Origin of the sequence: Flagellimonas ulvae (assembly GCF_049333175.1) — a bacterium.
GTDB lineage: Bacteria > Bacteroidota > Bacteroidia > Flavobacteriales > Flavobacteriaceae > Flagellimonas.
The window spans coordinates 1,905,540-1,921,789 of sequence record NZ_CP186325.1 but is presented as its reverse complement, the minus strand read 5'-3'; the positions used below and the strand labels follow the sequence as shown (position 1 = coordinate 1,921,789).

General features: G+C 38.4%; 14 protein-coding genes and 1 tRNA gene. 10 read left to right on the top strand and 5 right to left on the bottom strand.

The features are described 5' to 3' along the window. The 10 genes from ACOKFD_RS08875 to ACOKFD_RS08830 all read left to right on the top strand — a co-directional run bounded on the left by ACOKFD_RS08875 (position 1) and on the right by ACOKFD_RS08830 (position 10,692). A complete protein-coding gene (locus tag ACOKFD_RS08875) occupies positions 1–606 on the top strand; it encodes a DUF6434 domain-containing protein (protein WP_422860892.1) in 606 nt (201 codons plus the stop codon). Between the two features lie 322 nt (positions 607–928). Then, on the top strand, positions 929–1,408 hold the full coding sequence (locus ACOKFD_RS08870; RefSeq protein ID WP_422860891.1) for a hypothetical protein: 480 nt from the start codon (positions 929–931) through the stop codon (positions 1,406–1,408). A 214-nt stretch (positions 1,409–1,622) separates the two neighbouring features. After that, positions 1,623–2,837 carry a hypothetical protein gene (locus tag ACOKFD_RS08865; protein ID WP_422860890.1) on the top strand — a complete coding sequence of 405 codons (1,215 nt, stop codon included), beginning with the start codon at positions 1,623–1,625 and terminating at the stop codon, positions 2,835–2,837. A 46-nt stretch (positions 2,838–2,883) separates the two neighbouring features. Next, the gene (locus ACOKFD_RS08860; RefSeq protein ID WP_422860889.1) at positions 2,884–3,510 is read left to right on the top strand and encodes an alpha/beta hydrolase-fold protein; all 627 of its coding nucleotides are present in this window, start codon (positions 2,884–2,886) and stop codon (positions 3,508–3,510) included. A gap of 1 nt (position 3,511) precedes the next feature. Beyond that, positions 3,512–4,933, top strand: a complete 1,422-nt coding sequence (locus ACOKFD_RS08855; protein ID WP_422860888.1) for a S41 family peptidase — start codon at positions 3,512–3,514, stop codon at positions 4,931–4,933. Between the two features lie 93 nt (positions 4,934–5,026). Further along, a complete protein-coding gene (locus ACOKFD_RS08850; protein ID WP_422860887.1) occupies positions 5,027–6,424 on the top strand; it encodes a serine hydrolase in 1,398 nt (465 codons plus the stop codon). Positions 6,425–6,440: 16 nt separating this feature from the next. Next, complete coding sequence (locus ACOKFD_RS08845; protein WP_422860886.1) at positions 6,441–6,884, top strand: hypothetical protein; 444 nt, start codon at positions 6,441–6,443, stop codon at positions 6,882–6,884. Between the two features lie 303 nt (positions 6,885–7,187). After that, positions 7,188–7,619, top strand: a complete 432-nt coding sequence (locus ACOKFD_RS08840; RefSeq protein WP_422860885.1) for a hypothetical protein — start codon at positions 7,188–7,190, stop codon at positions 7,617–7,619. Between the two features lie 28 nt (positions 7,620–7,647). Then, the gene (locus ACOKFD_RS08835) at positions 7,648–8,910 is read left to right on the top strand and encodes a hypothetical protein (RefSeq protein ID WP_422860884.1); all 1,263 of its coding nucleotides are present in this window, start codon (positions 7,648–7,650) and stop codon (positions 8,908–8,910) included. Positions 8,911–9,177: 267 nt separating this feature from the next. After that, a complete protein-coding gene (locus ACOKFD_RS08830; RefSeq protein ID WP_422860883.1) occupies positions 9,178–10,692 on the top strand; it encodes an NADP-dependent isocitrate dehydrogenase in 1,515 nt (504 codons plus the stop codon). A gap of 167 nt (positions 10,693–10,859) precedes the next feature. Here ACOKFD_RS08830 and ACOKFD_RS08825 read toward each other — a convergent pair whose 3' ends face one another. From ACOKFD_RS08825 to ACOKFD_RS08805, 5 genes are all read right to left on the bottom strand, one after another. Next, a complete protein-coding gene (locus ACOKFD_RS08825; RefSeq protein WP_422860882.1) occupies positions 10,860–13,232 on the bottom strand; it encodes a spondin domain-containing protein in 2,373 nt (790 codons plus the stop codon). A gap of 232 nt (positions 13,233–13,464) precedes the next feature. Then, positions 13,465–13,539, bottom strand: a tRNA-Val gene (locus tag ACOKFD_RS08820). 30 nt (positions 13,540–13,569) lie between these two features. Next, entirely contained in the window at positions 13,570–13,980 is a 411-nt protein-coding gene (locus ACOKFD_RS08815; protein WP_299000190.1) for a 6-carboxytetrahydropterin synthase, read from the bottom strand. 78 nt (positions 13,981–14,058) lie between these two features. Next, complete coding sequence (locus tag ACOKFD_RS08810) at positions 14,059–14,757, bottom strand: hypothetical protein (RefSeq protein ID WP_422860881.1); 699 nt, start codon at positions 14,755–14,757, stop codon at positions 14,059–14,061. Positions 14,758–14,832: 75 nt separating this feature from the next. Then, positions 14,833–16,248, bottom strand: a complete 1,416-nt coding sequence (locus tag ACOKFD_RS08805; protein WP_422860880.1) for a RagB/SusD family nutrient uptake outer membrane protein — start codon at positions 16,246–16,248, stop codon at positions 14,833–14,835. Positions 16,249–16,250 lie beyond the last annotated feature (2 nt).

Below are 16,250 nucleotides of genomic sequence, written 5' to 3'. Positions count from 1 at the left end.
ATGAAAATAGAACAACGTCCTTTATTTGAAGCTATAAAATCGGGAACCGAATTCAAACGCTGGTATTGGCTAAAAGAAGAATTGGTCGATATCTGCCGGCGTTCCAATCTACCATGCACAGGAGGCAAGTTTGAATTACAAGATAGAATAGCTTACGCCTTGGATAATGATGGTAAAGTACGTAAAAAGGTTTCTTCGAAAAAGAAATCAACATTTAATTGGGCAAAGGGAAGGCTTACACCAGCAACCGTGATTACGGACAGTGTCACTTTTGGTAAAAATTTTAGGGGATTTATGAAAAATCATATAGGTGGAAAGTTTTCCTGTCATAGCGATTTTATGAATTGGGTAAGGGAAAATCCTGGAAAAACCTTACAGGATGCCATAAAGCAATGGCAATTGTTGGAAGACCGAAAGAAAGATCCCGATTTCAAGCGTAAAATAGCTGATCATAACATGTATGCACAGTATACAAGAGATTTTCTCGAAGGCAATCCTGGAAAGACAATTAAGGATGCAAAAAAGTATTGGCTATTGAAACGACGGCTTCCTATTGAGACGGGTTTTGTACGTTATGAGCAAAGCGATTTTAACCTAAAAGAATAAGACAATCAAATCATCAATCAAAATCAATCAAATACTGATTCTTCTACTTTTTTATCACTTTGTTGCTACAACAACATCTAGGGCTCAGGTTTTGGAAAAGCTTCAATATTTATCGGATAGCACCTCAAATGTTGAGACGCATCTGAGCATACTTTCGGATTTATACGGCCCACAATTGATGGGAACGCCTAATTATTATAATGCTGTAAAATGGTCTGAAAGACAACTAAATGAATAACAAATAGATAAAGTTGCGATTCAAAACTATGCATGATTATCATTCTTAATTCATAAACGTAATCTGAAAAAAAATTCAAACCAAATGAGAAAATTACCCAATTTGAAAACGATAGTATTGGTTCTATCAATTTTTGTTCTGGCAGGTTGTGAAAAACAAAAGGAAACCCGCTTTCAAGAATGGCAATTAGTTTATGAAAACGATGCTACAGGTAATGCAGTTAATGGAAGCTTAGATGAACTTGTACAATCGGTGAAGAAGGGAAAGCCAATTCGTATAAGTTGGGAAATGGGGAACTACGAAAATGGTACAGGCGTTCATCATACTGCTGAAGTAAAGTTTTCCACAATAATGAAAGACAGTGTTGTCTTTGCTCAAATTGAACCCATTATTGCACAAGTTCCGGATTTGGAGGAAAATACTATTGCTTTTTACAGTACTGTTAGATGGTGCATGTTGGCAAGTACAAATGGAATAAATGAAACTCTAATGTATGAGGTTATTGATCACAAAACGCTACAGCAAAAAAGAAATCAATGGGGTATAAAATGGTTCTCTCGTTAGAGAATTGAAAACAAATTTTAAATGGGTTCGATGAAAAATCAGAGAAAATGAAAAAAACACAAATCATCGATTTACTATTAATTGGCTCAATGACCTGTAGCTCACAAAATGGACCTTTGGAATAAAACATCAAAAAACGGTAATGGGCAGGCTATTGCAATAGTACAAGAATTCAGCATTCCTGCTTTACATATCAATTAAATCATATTTCGCTATGCGTAAGCTAAAAAGGGCAATTATAAGACGTTTACTGTTTTTAATAGCTCAGGGTGGTTGTTTAACGTTGTCGGCACAGGCCGAAATAAAAGTACCATATATTGAAAAGACACCTGATATCGATGGACGTTTAGATAGTCATTTAAAATCTTTACCTCGGCAAACGTTTAATTTTTACTCTCAGTTTGACAACCCGGAAACAGATTCTATTGGGGTTCGCTATGCTTTAGCATATAACGATAAATACCTGTATTTATATATTGAAACTGAAGCGGATACCATTAGCTATCACAAAAGAGGATATTTGTGGGGAGACGGCTATAAACTTTTAGTGGGGGAAGCTACCGAAAGTGAATCAACTACAGAGTACTACGAACTTTCTTATTCACCAACTAAAAATCCCGAAGATGCTTGGGACCGCCAGCGTATAGCCTCCTACAATGGTAATCAAAAAAATCCTCCGCTTAGTGGGAAATCCAAAAGTCAGGAATTGGAATATGATGGTGTTTCAGGTTTTGAAAGTTTGATTTCGTGGTCTGATATAGAACCGTACCATCCAGCTTTTATGAAAAAAATGGCTTTTGGACTCTACTTTGCTAAAGGAAAATGGCGAGAAGATGTTGGCTACTTTTCCAATGGGTATTCCGTTGTACACGATTCTGGTATTTTTAACGAGGAAATACTCGAAAGAATGTATGTCCCGCTCTCCTTTCAGGAACCTGTTTCAACTAGCCGTTTTTCTGTACAATCAGCGCAACGTAATATAATCGTTGGAGATGATTTGCAGATTGAAATATCAAGTACGCATAAAGAGAAAACAGAACCTTTAAAAGTAAGCATTGCCAATGATTTGAATGAAACAGTTTTCAACAAATCATTCCAAAACTTGAAACAAAAGGCAAGTCTACCACTGCCAAAACTATCGGTAGGGGTTTACACCATTATCTATGAAACACTGGGCTACAAGGAAAAAGAAAAATTGGGAATACTTCCTAAATGGGATTATCGAGAAATTAAAGCACGAATAGCGGAATCAACCAATTCTTTTTCTACGGGAACACTAAATACGCTTCATTTTAAAGCTGAGCAAATAACAAAGCTCAAAACCGAACTGTCATGGTATGAATCAGGTAAAGAGGTTATCACCCTTTGGAAAGAGTTCGAAAAGGAATACCGTCAACTAATAGAGGGAATAGAATCCTTTCGAAAATAAAACAATCCCGTACCGACGTGCTTTTTTATCTGCTCAAGACAGTACGTTGCAACCCTATTCAATAAGACTACCCAAAGAGTATGACCCTAAAAAAAAGTATCCACTTCTGGTTTTTTTACATGGTAGTGGTCAAGATGAACAAACACTTTTAAAGCTGCCCAGAAGTAATGGGTCATTCATAGAGCTAGCTCCATATGGAAGAGATAAATATTATACATATGCCAGCAAGGAGTCTCAAATTGACATTGTCGAGGCTATTGAAGATGTAACAGCCCATTTTTCAGTAGACACCGACAAGGTCATTATTGGCGGTTTTTCTATGGGAGGTTACGGTGCCTTAAGAACATTCTATGAACATCCCAAACGATATGCCGGTGTGGCCGTTTTTGCTGGTCATCCCAATCTGGCCAATATGTGGTTGGATGGCAATCATCCCAATTTCACGTCACAACAATATTGTGCAGCTTTTAAGAACATTCCGGTGTTCGTATATCATGGTACTAAAGATCCGGCACTAGATGTATCTGCGGCAAGGCAGCTTATTGGCAATTTGGAAAAAGCTGGTGCCAAGGTGTCTTCTCGCATTGTAGAAAATCGTGGGCATGTGTATCAAGATAAAACCACAAACAAGTATTATCACCAATGGTTAAACCAAATTGTAAATAAAAAATAGCATGAGAAAAATTTTAGGAAGTATTGTTGTTTTGGCCCTATGTTTTAGTAGTTGCAGTAAAGACAAGAAGAAAGAAACCACAATAGAGGGCACTTGGCAATCCTTGGGCAATAGCTGGATATTGGATGTTGCAAAAGATGGCAGTTACACGGAGTACGATGTTACTCGTGTTTCTTGTTTAGTTGCTAGAAATTCACATATCGATGAGTTTGGAGACAGACTATACCTTCAAAATGACACCTTAAAATTGCGACGCGGAGCCATTGAATACCGTTTTGTTCGTTCAGAATTCTTACCAGAAGCTTGCGGGCAATCTTTAGATGAAGAAACTGCGAGAGACCCCATTTTTAATTATGAGGTATTTGCTTCAACCATTAAAGACAATTATGCGTTTTTCGAGATGAATAACGTAAACTGGGATTCCATCTATCGTGCTCATAAGAAACAAATAACAGCTTCCCCATCAGATATAACCTTGTATAAGGTAATGGAAGAAACCTTTGAGGCCATCAATGATAATCATGGATCCTTTGAAGCAAGTGATTCAATCTACGAACAGTGGGAAGCGATTGAAGGGGGTAATGAAGAAGAAACTGATGCTCTTCCAGAAATTGGTGACTTTCAAGTGGCCAGTGCAGTGGCCAAAAACCATTTGGAAAACGAAATGACCCGAGAGTCTCCCATTTTGCAATGGGGAGAGTTTACAGAGGGTATTGGTTACATTCAAGTAAAAGCAATGTTTTTGTATACTGATTTGGGGATGTCCAAAGACTTGATCAAAACCTTAGGATGGGAAGCTGCATGGCAAAAGACATTTAATGAAATAGGTGAAGGCAACTACATTGAAAAAGAACGTGAAGGAATGGAAAGGGTTATGAAAATGGCCATGAACGATCTTAAAAATATGGATGCGATTATTTTGGATCTTCGGTTTAATGGTGGAGGCCAAGATTTAGTGAGTCTTGAACTTTTAAGTTGGTTTAATGATACGCCTAAGTTAATAGCCCATGAAAGTTTAGTATATAATGGTGGAGAATCTCCACAAGGGAACATTATTTTACCTGCCAACGAAGCTGCATTTACTAAACCTGTTTATTTATTGACATCAAAGCAAACAGGTAGTGCAGCCGAAGTATGTGCTATGGCTAGCATGACACTTCCACATGCAACTCGAATAGGCATGCCCACCATGGGAGCACTGTCCACGGCTTTAGAAAAAAAGTTGCCTAATGGCTGGGACTTCGCCATTTCTAACGAATATTATCGTACACCAAGTGGCCAGATGTATGAGAACAAAGGAATTCCTGTGGATATTGAGATACCATATCCAAAAGACCGTCAAATTTTTTTTAGAGGTGTTTTAGATAGCTTAATTCGGGATAAGGAATCTATTTTACAAGTGATAAAGCATTTTGAAAAATAATTTGAAAAAGCCCTTGAAACTAAATCCAAGTAACAACAATGCGAGAAACATGATACAGCGCATAAAGGAACACTTGAATTCCCTAAAACAAAAATGAAAATACTTCTGAAACTCGTATCATTTTTTTTGCTAATGCAAAGCGTCGCGGTCTTCCCACAAAATGATGATTTTTACCATCTAAAGGCTATAGAGAAATATATAGATGACCAAATGGAATTACATGGTATTCCTTCATTGGCCTTAGGCATTCTGAGAAATGATTCTATTGTATTTGAAGGATATTATGGAAAGACAAGCAAGGGGCTTCCCATCGATAATAAGACCGTTTTCGGAACATTTGGGATTACAAAATTAGTAGTGGTCACAGCCATTTTTAAGCTAATCAATGAAGAAAAACTACATTTAGCCGATAACTTATACAAGTATTTAAATGATATTCCCAATTCATGGAAAAAAATCCAAATAAAACATATTCTTGGAAATTCCTCTGGGATACATAGTGTTTTGGGTTTTGGAGTCAATGAATCCAACCGTATGTTTTTTGAACGTATTGGAAAACTGCCTTTGGAGTTTGTTCCTGGAGAAAAATATGAGTTCAATGCCATTAACTATTGGTTGTTGGGTAAACTGATTGAGACCATATCTGGTCAAGCTCTTGAAGAATATTTTTGGAAGAATGTATTGGGAGGTAATGGAGCAGACTTTTGGTTTACAACGTACTTATCGCCCAATTCTGGCAAAGGAGCATACTTCGAAGGATATAACCCTTGGGAAAATGGCCATTTGAACGTTATCGACCGGGCGTATGCTCGTGACCAGGCAAGTGATGGACTGAATAGCACATTGCCCCGGCTTATGAATTGGGCAAAGAAGTTACAAGCCCATAGCTATTTTCCTGAAAAGACCAAACTCAAAATGTGGTCATCGTTTGTCTATTCTAATGATGATGTCCCATTTTTACATGGTTGGTATGTTTACTCCACCAACCAAAAAGATTCCTATGGTATCAGCGGTTCCAGAACGGCATTGCGCATATTTCCAGAACAAGATTTGACTTTAATTCTTATGACCAATGGGTATCAGTACTATCCCATTCAAAAGGAGATTGTGAACACCATTGCGGGAATGTTGGCGCCAGAGTTAAAGGATACCCAGGAATTATTGTTTTACGACCTGTCTAATGCCTTGGTACAACATAAAGGTTCCAATGCTGATGCCCTGATAAAAAAAGTTAAAGAAGAGATTCCAGAAAATGAATGGGAACAATACCTAATTGCGTTGGGCAATAAAGCGTTGGGCCTTGATAATAAAATGGCTGCGCGCCTTTTTTTTGAGGTAAACACTCAAGAATTTCCAAACTCTGTGAATGCATTTGAAAACTTAACGAAATTCTACCTCAATCAACGCCTTATTGAAGAAGCACGTAGCAGTTTGAAACGAGTACTGGAATTAGATCCGAATCATAAATGGGCAAAAAAATTTCCTTATTAATCTAAATAATCAACCTATGGATAGAAAAACCCTCAATTTAAAAAAGACTATGCTACTTTCAATTATGACTGTCCCCATTCTGTATATCGCAAGCTGTAAAACAGCGCAAATTTCAAGACTTAATGATTTCAGTTTTCTTAATGGCGAATGGATTCAACCCTGTGATTCTTTACTAACAGGCGAATACAAAGATGAAATCGAGTGCACTATTATGGATGAAGATGCAACTAGGTATGTATTTGATATAAGCGGTAGCCAGGGTCTTCTGGTGCGTAAGCTGCCACGTAGTAACGATACTACTTTGGTTGCGTTTAAGTATAACGAGGATAATCAGTTGATACTTGAAAACAAATCAAAGAAAGAAGCTTGGAGAAGAAAGGTATACCATGTAGATAGTGTAAAGCTAAAACTGTACTCAAAAAACAACAGTGCCATTGAATTCTTTGAAAGAAGGGACTAATTGATGATGAAAGTTGAACAAATATTCACGGATTTACTTTTTTTTGGAAAAGGCCTGTTTTCGCTGTTTTTGATTGCAGCAAGTCATTTGCCATTAAAAACAGACTAAAATATAGCGGATTGGTTCCTAAGTATAGAAGTAAGCACTGGATATAAAGGTGGTTTATGTAGTATAGAGCATGTATTAAGACTTGCAACGGATCTTATAATGACCACAATTAAACAGGGGTATTTTTGTTTTAGATTCCCTTTGACCGTTTCCAACAGTCACAAAGTAATAAATTAGAATCTAGCGTATATTTTTATGAGAAGTATTTTGAACATTGAAATTCAGCAAAAATCATTGGTACTACTATGCATTTGTTTAACTTCTTGGATGACCGCTAACTCCCAAGAAGAGATAAATTTTGAGTTTTTGAATGGAAATTGGCTCCAGGCCTGCGATTCTATTGTCACCGGAAACTCCAAAGGGACAATTGAGTGTAGTCCCGAAATGTGGACCCAGATTTCATTTATCCTACAAAAGAACAAAGGAACCATGATTCGTGAAGATTTCATTATAAAGGAAAAAGATACATCCCACATAATATTTGAAAAAATTGGGAGTGAACTTTACATGATAGGGTCAACTATTAACAAACCTTGGTTGCATAAAGTTCATAAAATGAAAAAAGATAGCTTAGGCCTTTATTCCAATAACAATACAACAATCACATTCTATGTCAAACAATACTAACATCTCAAGTACAAATGTTTCAAAAGTGATGATAAAAAATAAAATTGCATTCCGTTTTATTATTTTAGTCTTTGTTCTTTGGCTTTTCCCATTTCCACTGGGGAATATTCCTTTTTTAGACAGTATTGCAGAGTTTGTGGAGAATGGTGTTAACTGGGTCGTACTATGGTTCGGAAATGACCTACTACAACTATCCCAAGAAGTGAACGCCCAAACTACTGGAAGTGGTGATAAGCTTTACGATTACGTTAGGTTTTTGTTCGTGCTGGTGTTGGCAGGTATAGGAACAATCATTTGGATATTGCTGCAACGGAAGCCTTTATCCCAAGAAGTCAAGACAAAAATACAATATTGGTTTTTAGTCTATTTACGCTACTACTTGGCCGCGGTAATGTTGGGTTATGGTTTGGCCAAGGTATTTGTGCTTCAGTTTTCAGAGCCTGGATTTACCAGATTGATAACAGAATTTGGTGATTTTTCTCCGATGGGAGTTGTATGGACATTCATGGGACAATCTAAAGGATACACTATATTATCAGGTGTGTTGGAAGTAATAGGGGGTCTACTATTACTCCATAGGCGTACAGTGAACCTTGGCACATTAATAATAATAATAGTTACCAGCAATATTATAGCGCTCAATGTTTTTTATGATGTTCCTGTGAAACTATATGCTATACGATATGTGGCCATAGGTCTGCTTATTCTATTGCCAGATATCTCAAACATTATCAAGACTTTATTGGGTTATGGAGGTAGTAAACCTAAAGAGCTTTTTAAGCCATTTGGAAGTAAAAAATGGTTTTTAGCAACAAGAGCAACAAAATGGATTCTGCTAATTGCATTTGTCGGTTATAGTAGTTACACAACTTACGGACGGGTGCAGCAGTTTGGATATCTAGCCCCAAAGCCAGAACTATATGGGCTTTACGAAGTGCAAGAATATAATCGTAATGGTAAAGTACTACCTCCGCTATTAACTGATTCGTTAAGGCTTCGCTATATAGCTATTGATAGAAGCACTTTTGCCACTTTGCTCGATATGAAAAAGCAGAAAACTTACTATCGGATGAGTAAGGACAGTATTTCCAACGAACTTTTGTTTGCCAATTATAGAGACTCAACCGATATCTATACGTTTAAAGTTACCCATAGCGATTCTTTATTCACATTTAAAGGCTATCATCAAAAAGATACGTTGATACTAAAAACAATTCGTTACAACAAAGATGATTTTTTGATAAATCAGAGACCTTTCAAATGGATTCAAGAACGGCCTTTTAATAGGTAGAGTATCAATAAAAAAATAAATACATCTGCGGAAAAACACTTGATATAGCATTTATCAACATAAACATTACTATATGGTTTTTGCTTAGTGCTTAAATGGAAAAAAACAATTATCAATCTTTTTAGGTTAACAAAGGGTATTGCTCTGAAATTCAATCGATAGACCTCAAAACATAAATATTATTTATATAAATAGTAAATAGATTAAATAATGTTTTATGTGAAATTCTTACGTTATTTGTTGCATCAACATCTAATTTAAAAGTTTATGGATACAAAAGTATTGACAAGACAGCCAAACAGGAAACAACTAAATACTCCGGTGAAGGTTGCCGTTGCCCAAGGGGATGGTATTGGCCCTGAAATTATGAAAGCCACCCTTCGTATTTTGGAGGCGGCCGGTGCCAATATAGAACCAGAGTTCATCGAACTTGGGGAAAAAGTATACTTATCTGGCAATACCTCTGGTATCGATGCGGATGCTTGGGATGCTATCCGTAATAATAAAATAATCTTTAAGGCTCCTATAACTACTCCTCAGGGAAAGGGATATAAGAGTCTAAACGTAACCCTTAGAAAATCGTTGGGTCTTTTTGCAAATGTAAGACCGGTTACTGCCCTGCATCCTTTTGTGCCAACCCATTTTCCTAATATGGATGTTGTCATTATACGTGAAAATGAAGAAGATTTATATGCCGGGATTGAACACAGGCAAACACAAGACGTTTACCAATGCTTGAAATTGATTACACGCCCTGGTAGTGAACGTATCATCCGATATGCTTTTGAGTACGCTAAGGCCTTTGGAAGAAAGAAAGTGACCTGTATGGTGAAGGACAACATCATGAAAATCACGGATGGATTGTTTCATACGGTTTTTGATGAGATTGCCCAAGAATACCCTGAAATAGAAAACAATGTTCAGATTATTGATATAGGTTCTGCTCGTTTGGCTGCTAAACCTGAACAATATGATGTTATAGTTACTGCCAATTTATATGGTGATATTATCTCTGACATTGCTGCAGAAATTGGAGGTTCGGTAGGAATGTGCGGTTCCGCAAATATTGGGAAGAATGTTGCTATGTTTGAAGCTATTCACGGTTCTGCTCCAGATATCTCCGGACAAGGAATCGCAAACCCTTCTGGGTTAATTAATGCAGCTGTTGCCATGTTGGCCCATATAGGACAGCCAGAAATAGGAGACAAAGTTAAAAACGCGTGGTTGACCACATTGGAAAAGGGGTATCATACTGCTGATATTTATCAGGAAGGAACAAGTACCAAGAAGGTTGGCACACAAGAATTTGCCGATCAAGTAATCTCCAATCTTGGACAAACCCCAACAGAGCTAGCAAAAAGTGTATTGGCTCAAGGAAAGGGAGCTGTTCAAATTCCTGATTATGTTCGGAAAAGTGAACGCAAGGAGTTGGTAGGGGTAGACGTTTTTCTAGATTGGCCAGGTAATGACCCCAATGAACTGGGAGATATTCTATCTGAATTGGAAATCTATCGCTTAAAGTTAAAAATGATTACCAACAGAGGTGTCAAAGTATACCCTGAAGGACTAAAAGAAACCTATTGTACTGACCACTGGCGTTGTAGGTTTGTAGGTGATGATGCCAAAATAAATCGTAAGGAACCCAAATATGCTTCCATTGATTTTGAGCGCGTGGTCGCACTATTGTCCAAACTGGGCAATATGGGGTTTGATGTAATTAAAACAGAAAACTTATATGAATTTAACGGAAAACGGGGCTTTTCTCTAGGCCAGGGAGAGTAAAGTCTTTTGGATCCATTTTTAGTCGTGAATGCATCAACCTATTGTCCGGGTTGGTGCATTCCTTGTATTTAATCTTCACTAATAAGAGATTTAAAAAGAAAGCCGGAAGATTTTCTTCCGGCCTTCTATCAACAAAAGCATCTAAATATACTCCGAAACACTAATTCTTATTGTGGTTGAATATCTACGCGTACCAAATTGTATCCACCCCTAGGGTCTTGAAGATAAACTACTCCAGGAGCACTGTTAATGGTACCTTTTCCAAACTGAACATCCGTTAAGGAAGCTTGTCTTCGTATGGTTGTATTATCGTCTGCAGGACCAAGATTTGGACCAGCTTGCCTTGGTGCTTGGTAGATTCCAAAGCCAACAGGCTCGTCTTCTTCGGTACCCGCATCAAAAAGATAAGCTTCATCACTCTCGCCAGTTCCCGAGAATGGTGTGCCCACTTCGTCGAATAGGGCTACACCGCTATTGTTATAACTTATGAACCAATCGTTGGTCTGAACCAACATAGTTCCAATACCTAGTTTGTAGTCTTGACCTTGAGGTACTTCAATGGTAAAGGTCAAATCTTCACCAGGACCTATTGGTGCGCTTTGTTCACTGGCAGCTACGGGCAACCCAAGGTTTTCAAAATAAGATACAGCAACGGCATTGTTTCCATCCTCAGCCAATTCTTCTAATCCACTTTCTGGGTTTACAGTAGCTCCCTGAGTGAAAAATGGGTCGCTATCTGTGTTAAAAGCGTAGACCAAACCTGGAGAGAAAACACTAAGCGTGGAAGATAATCTTAAAGGAGCACCTTGTGAACCGGTTTCGGTGAACCAATCATACAAAGGACCAGGATTACCATCTTCAGCGATGGCCTCAAGACCAACACCTCTATCTTCTGTTCCTAGTGTGAACAATGGCTCTGGCAGAGCATGAAGTACAGCTATACCCGGAGTTACTACAAATCCATTTGTGGAACTTGCAGGTTGGCTAGGGTCTGGAGTGTTGATAGCAGTTATTGTCAATGTAAACGTACCTGCAGATTGTCCGTCGCCTGGCTTGTAGGTAATGTAAGCCGTCAAGTAGAAGTCACCTCGGACTCCGCGGTTGACCGTTCTTACCAAGGTGTTTAGGTCTGCTTGACCTACATTGGCACCGGCAGGAGGGAAGTAAGAAGGCTCATTATCTATCTCAGTCCCCAAATCATAAAGAATCAAATCACTGGCAATATCCACTCCATTAAGTGGAGAACCGTTTGGATATAAATCGATTCCAGCTAAATCTTCAGGAGCCAAAAACCAGTCATTACTATTCCCCATCATGGTAACGGGGGTCAGTTTTGTTCCACGTACCGCCTGAAAAGTAATTTCATAAGAATCACCGTTTTGAGTCAAAGGACCGGGAGTCCCTGTTCTTGAGTTTTCGTTGAATACATGAACATTCAGATAGTTGATAACATTGCTTATGGTTACGTTGAATGTAGTTGTAGCATTTACTGCATCATTTGGAAAACCAAGAGAAGGATTGATTTCTTGACTCCAATCCGTGGAAGCATCACCTTCCCCATCATATTCAATACTAGCACTGCTAAGGGTCACGGTGGGAACATAGTCGTCGGCTGTCCAAATACCTGCTTCAACGGCTACATTTTCGCGAGGACTTCCTCCAGCACCCCATTGTACGAAATCAACGATAGCATCCGCACTTCCGAATGAGTTATTTGAGTAAAGACCCAAACCACCAGCTACATCAGGCATAGCGTAAGGTACTACTAAGAATTCTCCAGCAGCCAATTGTAAGTTTCCGCTCTCTGGAGTTACATTGCCCAGTTGTACATAAGTACCAGGGCCTAGGCATAACCAGTAAGTGCTCAAATCAACAGCTACTTCACCATTGTTGTAGATTTCTACTAAATCATCACTGGCGTACTGCACTTCATTTAGAACTATGCTACGTCTCAATTCTTCGGGCATAGTCAATACGTTTTCTTCACCAAAAGTAACGGTGGTAGTTTCTGCCCAGTTTGCCACACCTGTACCTTCACCATCAAAAATGATGCTGTAATTCTCGTTTCCACGTACTGGAACAAAATCACCAGCAGTCCAAATTCCTGCTTCAACAGCAACGTTCTCTCGTGGACTTCCTGATGCACCCCATTGTACAAAATCCGCTAATGTGGAAGCATCTCCAAATCCAGAGTTGTCTATATATAAACCAAGACCACCTTCGGCATTGGGCATGTCATAAGAAACAACCAAATACTCTCCAGGACCTAAGTTAGTATTTCCTTGAGTTTCAAGGTCTCCAATCTGTCTATAGGTGCCTGGCCCTAGACAAAGAAAATAGCCGTTAAGGTCAACATCCACTTGGCCATTATTGAAAATCTCAACACGGTTACCCAGATATTCCACTTCGTTTAAAACAACAGCAACTTCACCTGATGGATCAGGCTCGATAGGGTCAGGGGTATCCCCGACAAAATCGTCTTCAGAACAAGAGGCTAACAATAGGGTTAAAACTGCAGCCTTCAAAACATTTTTTTTCATAATAATTCTAGATTTTTAAAAGTTAATTGTGAAAATTTTGTTCTGTCTTTTGGTTGTTGCTGCAAATGAACAATCGAAGTAGGATTCAAATCCAAAAAAACTAAGCGAAGCGGAAATTCTGGGTTTAAAAGGGAATTTTTTATACCCAATAAATAGTGTGTTTAAAAAGAAGCTGAAAAGTATACGTAAAAAAGAAAAGCCTCCAATCTGAAAAGATTGGAGGCTCGTTCTGTGGGATATACTGGATTCGAACCAGTGACCTCTGCCCTGTCAAGGCAGCGCTCTAAACCAACTGAGCTAATATCCCTTTAAAAGGTGCCGCAATATCGGAAATTTGTTACCAATCTCCATACTCTGCGGAATTCTTTTGGGTTTCATGAAGCGTGATGTGGAGTAAATGACCTTGAGGCAATTTGGGCTTTAGAATGTCATAGATCACCTTTACAAAATACTCCGTGGTCGGGAACAAGTTTTCAAATTCGGGGCAATCTTCGTTTAAATTTTTGTGATCAAAACGTGCTTCAATTTCATTTTTAATGAGAGCTCCCAAATCCGCTAAGTCCATAACAAAACCCGTATCCATATCTATTTCTCCCCTTACCCTGACTTCTAGGTCAAAGTTATGGCCATGATAGTTTGGACTATTGCATTTTCCAAATACCTCAATGTTTTTTTCGTCACTCCAATTTGGATTGTGTAATCTGTGCGCGGCGTTAAAATGGGCCTTCCTGCAAATTGTGGCAATCATACCAAAATGGTTTTAGGGACTGCGAATTTAATCATCTAAGAAGTGAAAACCTACACCCAGCTTTGTAAAACGAAAGCGTTAACGTTTTTCAACGTAAAAATTCAAAATGGAGATGAGGTTTTCTTCTGAGTCAAATTTTAGTCGTTCCTTTTTGGCATATTTAAGGACTTCTGGGCCAAGGTCTCCAAAGAAGGTTTTGATTTTCTTTTTGTTTTTGGGTATTTGTAATAGATAATCTATGTTATCATTGGCAAAGTCCACATAATATGAGTCTTTCATGTTTTTGAAAGCGGCTGGAATTGCAGACTCATAACCGCTTTTTGCAGGTTTGGCCGCTTGAAATTGTTTACGTTCTCTTTTGTATAAGGTAAATTCCTGTTCTGCTGAGATTTCTTCAAGGAAGACTCTTTGTAAATCTCCAGATTCATTAATAATTGTATTGGATACGAATACACTCTTTAGGGGGTTTGAGAAAACAATTCTATAATCTTGGGTTGGAGATATACCTCGAATATCTTTATTATTCTCCTTGAATTCCATAACGTTATTCACAACATCTAACCGCAAAGGATATAATTTATTGAAGTTATTGATTTTAGCAGGAATAAACGCCTCATTAATATATCTTGTTCCCTCAACTTGTTTATATCTTGGGTTGTTGATATCCACAAAAAATGAAACTTCATATAATGTAACATCATCGGATTGTAAAGTTTGGGCTTCAAGACTAATGCCTGTCAATAGTAGAACTAGGAGGGTTTTACAGAGTCTTATCATAATTGCAATATAGCTTAAAAATGAAAATACCACTGTTAAATTTTAAACAGTGGTATTCCTTCACTATAATCAATTTTAGAAATTTCCTGGATTCTGAGTAATGTTCGGGTTATTGACCAACTCGTTATCTACAATGGGAAAAATCACCTTATTAGCTCCCGGTGCTGATTCAGGACCTCCTCCTGGACGAAGATTTAGATTGTTCCTCAACAAATCCATACGTCTTAGACCCTCAAAGCAGAATTCTTTTCTTCTTTCAAGCAAGATGGCATCTAAATCTACGGACCCCAAGGCTGCCAATCCTGCTCTTGCTCTAACAATGTTCACATCATTTAACGGGGTATCACCAATTGAGGTGCCTCCTCTAAGGTTGGCCTCAGCTCTCATAAGGTACATGTCGGCCATACGCAAAACCATTCCATCAGAGGCATTGTTTACCACATCAGGATACTTAGTGGTAAAGAAAGTGTCATTCCCTCCTGCATCTGTGGCCGCTTGAGTTAGCTCATCAAACCGACGATCTCCTGGTTCTGCTGCAAACGCGTCAATAAGGTCTTGACTAAATGGCGCATCTCCTCTTCCTCCCGGTGCTGGATTATAAAAGTTAACATACACTTCATCCGATCCCGGCACATCTTCATCTTGGGGACCATCAGTAGGTGTGTTGATTACCGAAAAGATATTTTCAGGAGATTGTGGATTATCATCATAGAAATCAAAGTTGGGAACCAATTCGTATTCCCCTGAACTTATTACTTGGTCAGCGAGGTTGGCAGCATTGTTCCAATCCTCTCGGTACAGATATAATCTAGAAAGCAAAGCTCTTGCAGCTCCCGCCTCAGCTCTTTCGCCATTACTTTCTGGAAGACTGGCAATGGCATCCAACAAATCCTGTTCAATAAGAGCATGTACTTCATTTACAGTAGATCGCTCCAACTGAAACTCAGAAAGAGGAATATCCGGAGAGTATGGAATCAATACTATAGGCACTCCCAAATTAGTACCTCCATTAAATTGAAAAGGCTGAGCAAAAAGATTGACCAACTGGAAGTAAGTCAAAGCTCTTAGGAACTTGGCCTCACCAATAAATTGTGCTTTGTCCTCTTCTGTTAAATCCAATAAATCTACATCTGGCAGATTTACAATGACGTTATTGGCAGCTCCAATAAGTTCGTATCCATCGGCCCAAATATTATCTATGGAAGTATTGGTCGCCAAGGTCTCAAATTGATCAATTTCTTGAAGTGAGGTGAAACTCCCTACGAAATTCACATTGTCAGCCATAAAATCTGACATCAGCTGAGGATTTCCGTTTAAATCCCCGCTTTGATTTTTACTATAGATTCCCACTACAGCACCATTGATGGAACCGCGGGTATCAAAAACGGTTTCTGTTTCTACACTGTCTTCAGGGCTTACGTCCAATCTATCTTCACAAGAAAGGAATATACTGAGTCCCAAGAAGAATATAACTGTTTTAAATATTTTCATTT

What these genes read in the sequence shown, in the direction of transcription:
- ACOKFD_RS08855 (WP_422860888.1), top strand. Translation starts at nt 3,512, where the DNA reads ATGAGAAAAATTTTAGGAAGTATTGTTGTTTTGGCCCTATGTTTTAGT.
- ACOKFD_RS08835 (WP_422860884.1), top strand. Translation starts at nt 7,648, where the DNA reads ATGATAAAAAATAAAATTGCATTCCGTTTTATTATTTTAGTCTTTGTT.
- ACOKFD_RS08815 (WP_299000190.1), bottom strand. Translation starts at nt 13,980, where the DNA reads ATGATTGCCACAATTTGCAGGAAGGCCCATTTTAACGCCGCGCACAGA.
- ACOKFD_RS08875 (WP_422860892.1), top strand. Translation starts at nt 1, where the DNA reads ATGAAAATAGAACAACGTCCTTTATTTGAAGCTATAAAATCGGGAACC.
- ACOKFD_RS08805 (WP_422860880.1), bottom strand. Translation starts at nt 16,248, where the DNA reads ATGAAAATATTTAAAACAGTTATATTCTTCTTGGGACTCAGTATATTC.
- ACOKFD_RS08870 (WP_422860891.1), top strand. Translation starts at nt 929, where the DNA reads ATGAGAAAATTACCCAATTTGAAAACGATAGTATTGGTTCTATCAATT.
- ACOKFD_RS08850 (WP_422860887.1), top strand. Translation starts at nt 5,027, where the DNA reads ATGAAAATACTTCTGAAACTCGTATCATTTTTTTTGCTAATGCAAAGC.
- ACOKFD_RS08810 (WP_422860881.1), bottom strand. Translation starts at nt 14,757, where the DNA reads ATGATAAGACTCTGTAAAACCCTCCTAGTTCTACTATTGACAGGCATT.
- ACOKFD_RS08840 (WP_422860885.1), top strand. Translation starts at nt 7,188, where the DNA reads ATGAGAAGTATTTTGAACATTGAAATTCAGCAAAAATCATTGGTACTA.
- ACOKFD_RS08865 (WP_422860890.1), top strand. Translation starts at nt 1,623, where the DNA reads ATGCGTAAGCTAAAAAGGGCAATTATAAGACGTTTACTGTTTTTAATA.
- ACOKFD_RS08845 (WP_422860886.1), top strand. Translation starts at nt 6,441, where the DNA reads ATGGATAGAAAAACCCTCAATTTAAAAAAGACTATGCTACTTTCAATT.
- ACOKFD_RS08830 (WP_422860883.1), top strand. Translation starts at nt 9,178, where the DNA reads ATGGATACAAAAGTATTGACAAGACAGCCAAACAGGAAACAACTAAAT.
- ACOKFD_RS08825 (WP_422860882.1), bottom strand. Translation starts at nt 13,232, where the DNA reads ATGAAAAAAAATGTTTTGAAGGCTGCAGTTTTAACCCTATTGTTAGCC.